3 protein-coding genes are annotated in these 3,894 nt (G+C 70.1%); 1 reads left to right on the top strand and 2 read right to left on the bottom strand.

Going from position 1 to position 3,894, the window contains the following annotated elements:
- Nucleotides 1–117: 117 nt before the first annotated feature.
- Entirely contained in the window at nucleotides 118–1,209 is a 1,092-nt protein-coding gene (locus tag ACFW2E_RS41860; protein ID WP_384475914.1) for a glycine betaine/L-proline ABC transporter ATP-binding protein, read from the bottom strand.
- Nucleotides 1,210–1,229: 20 nt separating this feature from the next.
- Nucleotides 1,230–2,699: an aldehyde dehydrogenase family protein gene (locus ACFW2E_RS41865; RefSeq protein ID WP_384475917.1), complete on the bottom strand. Its 1,470-nt coding sequence runs from the start codon at nucleotides 2,697–2,699 to the stop codon at nucleotides 1,230–1,232.
- Nucleotides 2,700–2,919: 220 nt separating this feature from the next.
- Between ACFW2E_RS41865 and purU the strand changes: the two genes are divergently transcribed.
- The gene (gene purU, locus ACFW2E_RS41870) at nucleotides 2,920–3,792 is read left to right on the top strand and encodes a formyltetrahydrofolate deformylase (protein WP_384475920.1); all 873 of its coding nucleotides are present in this window, start codon (nucleotides 2,920–2,922) and stop codon (nucleotides 3,790–3,792) included.
- Nucleotides 3,793–3,894 lie beyond the last annotated feature (102 nt).

Here is a 3,894-nt window from a genome sequence, read left to right on the forward strand (position 1 = left end):
GTCCTGCCCCACGAGGACGTCATGCCGCCCGTCGTGGGGGGGGGCGCGCCCCCCGGCGGCGCCCCCCCCCCCCGCGAGGGGCCGCGCCCGGCACGGTCGCGTCGGTGGCGACGGCCATCACGCACCGCCCTGCTGTCCGGCGACCACCGCGAGGATCTCCTCGTCCCCCACGATGCCGAGCAGTTTCCCGTTCTCGACGACCTTGACCGGCTTCTCGGCGGCCAGCACGACGCGGGTCGCCTCTCGCACCACGACTTCGGGGCCCAGTTCGGGACCGTCGAGGGCGTCGTCGGGCTCGGCGGGGCGCATGATCCAGCGCAGGGTCAGCACGTCACCGCGCGGCACGTCCTGGACGAAGTCCCGTACGTAGTCGTCGGCGGGGGCCCCGACGAGTTCGTCGCCGGTGCCGCACTGGACCATCTTGCCGTCGCGCATGATGAGGATGCGGTCGCCGAGCTTGAGGGCCTCGGAGAGGTCGTGGGTGATGAACACCATGGTCTTGCCGACCTCGTGGTGCAGCCGGATGACCTCGTTCTGCATGTCGCGGCGGATCAGCGGGTCGAGCGCGGAGAACGGCTCGTCGAAGAAGAGGACGTCCGGGTCGCCGGCGAGGGCGCGGGCCAGGCCGACGCGCTGCTGCATGCCGCCGGAGAGCTGGTCGGGGTAGGAGTTCTCGTATCCGGCCAGGCCGACGAGTTCCACGACCTCCATGGCCCGCTCGGTGCGCTCCGCCTTGCTCATCCCGCGGATCTCCAGGCCGAAGGCCACGTTGTCGACGACTCTGCGGTGGGGCAGCAGCCCGAAGTGCTGGAAGACCATGGAGAACTTGTTGCGCCGCAGTTCGCGCAGCCGCCTGGAGTCGGCGCCGCGGATGTCCTCGCCCTCGAAGACGATCTCGCCCGCGGTGGGTTCGATCAGCCGGGTGAGACATCGCACCAGGGTGGACTTGCCGGAGCCGGACAGGCCCATGACGACGAAGACCTCACCGGGCGACACCTCGAAGTTCACGTCGCGCACGGCGGCGGTGCATCCGGTGCGGTCCATGAGCTCGCGGCGGGTGAGGCCGCACAGTTCCTCGGAGTCCGGCACCTGGTCGGCCTTGGGCCCGAACACCTTCCACAGCCGGCGCACGGAGATCACAGGGGTGCGGTCCCGGGGGGCCTCGGACGTGTCGCGCCGCTGCGACACCTCGGTCTGTGCTGGGGTCACGGTCGACCTCTTTTCGGCGTTCAGCCGCGGAACCAGTGCTGCGGCCGGGGTTGGATGTTCTGCCAGACATGCTTGGACTCTCGGTACTCGTCCAGACCGGTCGGTCCCAGTTCCCGGCCCACGCCCGAGTGCCCGAACCCACCCCACTCCGCCTGCGGCACGTAGGGGTGGTAGTCGTTGATCCACACCGTGCCGTGGCGCAGCCGGCGCGCGACCCGCTGGGCCCTGCCCGCGTCCTGCGTCCACACGGCTCCGGCGAGTCCGTACTCCGTGTCGTTGGCGATGCGGACGGCGTCGTCCTCGTCGCCGAACCGCTCGACGGTGAGCACGGGACCGAAGGACTCCTCGTGCACCACCCGCATGTCCTGCCGGCACTCGTCGAGGACGGTGGGCGGGTAGTAGAAGCCGTTCGCCAGCACGGGGTCGTGGGGTCGTTCGCCACCGCAGCGCAGTACGGCGCCCTCGGCCAGGCCCGCCGCCACGTACGCCTCCACCTTGTCCCGGTGCTGCGCCGAGATCAGCGGCCCGGTCTCCGCCTCGGGGTCGAAGGGGCCGCCGAGGCGGATGAGCCGGGCGCGGCGCACGAGTTCGTCGACGAACACGTCGTGGAGGGAGTCCTCGACGATCAGCCGGGCGCCGGCCGAGCAGACCTGGCCGGAGTGCAGGAAGACTGCGGTGAGCGCGAAGTCCACGGCGGTCTCGAAGTCGGCGTCGGCGAAGACGACGTTGGGGTTCTTGCCGCCGAGCTCCAGCGCGACCTTCTTCACCGTGGCGGCGGCGGTGGCCATGATGTGCCGTCCGGTCTGCAGGCCGCCGGTGAACGACACCATGTCCACGGCGGGGTGGTCGGACAGCGGAGCTCCGGCCTCCGCTCCGGCGCCGAGCACGAGATTGGCGGCGCCCGCGGGGAGCCCGGCCTCGTGCAGGGCCCGCATCAGCAGGATCGAGGTGGAGGGCGTCAGCTCGCTGGGCTTGAGTACGACCGTGTTGCCCGCGAGGAGGGCGGGGGCGACCTTCCAGGAAGCCTGCAGCAGCGGGTAATTCCACGGGGTGATCAGTCCGCAGACGCCGACGGGCTCGTAGGTGACCCGGCTGAGGGCGTCGTCGCGGCCGGTGTCGATCACCCGGCCGGCGCTGGTGCCGGCGATGCCGCCGTAGTAGCGGAAGCAGGAGACGACGTCGGCGATGTCGTACTCGCTCTCCGCCAGACGCTTGGCGGTGTCGAGCGACTCGGCCCGGGCGAACTCCTTGGCGTCGCGCTCGATGAGGCCGGCGGTGCGCAACAGCAGTGCGCCGCGCTCGCGTTCGGGGGTGCGCGGCCAGGGGCCCGTGTCGAAGGCGCGCCGGGCCGCGGCAATCGCCGCATCGGTGTCGGCGCGCGTCGCCTCGGACACTCTCGCGACGAGCGTGCCGTCCGCCGGACAGCGGATCTCCCGGTGGCCGCCGGCCACCGGAGCGCGCCATTCTCCGTCCACATACAGATCTGCCACGCGCCGAGCCCTTCGACCGGAATTCGTTGCGCATTGTGCATTGAATTGCTTGTGGTGGAACACCCTTGCCGAATGGGCCGACACACGTCAAGGGGTTGGCAGATCCCGATTCGGCCATCGACGCAGTTGCCCCGCCGCCCTTGACCGCAGACCGCACGGGACCCAACCATGTTGCGTATCGCTCACCAAGTTGTGCAATGCGCACCAAGGGAGGCCCTGCATGTCCCCTAGACCGCATCCCGGCCGTGAGTACGTCCTCACTCTGTCGTGTCCGGACACGGCCGGACTGGTTCACGCAGTGAGCGGCTTCCTCGTCCGGAACTCGGGCGACATCCTGCAGAGCCAGCAGTTCGACGACCGGCTCCAGGACCGCTTCTTCATGAGAGTCCACTTCGACGTTTCCGATCCGGACGTCGATCTGGAAATACTGCGTTACCGGTTCGGCCCGGTCGCCGAGGCCCACGGCATCACCTGGACCCTCCGGGACGCCGCGACCCCGACCCGGACGCTGATCATGGTGTCCAGGTTCGGCCACTGCCTCAACGACCTGCTCTTCCGCTGCCGGACCGGCTCCCTCAACATCGAGATCCCGGCCATCGTCTCCAACCACCGCGACTTCGAGGGGCTGGCGGAGACCTACGGCATCCCCTTCCACCACATCCCGGTGACCAGGGAGACCAAGCCGGAGGCGGAGGCGCGGCTGCTGCAGCTGGTACGGGAACTGAACGTCGACCTGGTGGTGCTGGCCCGCTACATGCAGGTGCTCTCCGACGACCTGTGCAAGGAGCTCGAGGGCCGCGCCATCAACATCCACCACTCCTTCCTGCCGAGCTTCAAGGGCGCGAAGCCCTACCAGCAGGCGTACGAGCGCGGGGTGAAACTGGTCGGCGCGACGGCGCACTATGTGACGCCGGATCTGGACGAGGGCCAGATCATCGAGCAGGACGTGGTCCGGGTGGACCATTCCCTGGACCCGGACGACCTCGTCACGGTCGGCCGCGACGTGGAGGCACAGGTGCTGGCCCACGCGGTGAAGTGGCACACGGAGAGCCGGGTGATGGTGGACGGGAACCGCACAGTGGTGTTCCGCTGAGCGGCGACGGAGACACGCCGGGGGGGGGCGGGGTCGAGGGCACGCGCCCCCCCCCCCCCGCGGCCCCGCCCCAAGATGCCAGCCCCGGCGGCAGTTGCCAGC

Origin of the sequence: Streptomyces sp. NPDC058964, assembly GCF_042741275.1 — a bacterium.
Classification (GTDB): domain Bacteria; phylum Actinomycetota; class Actinomycetes; order Streptomycetales; family Streptomycetaceae; genus Streptomyces.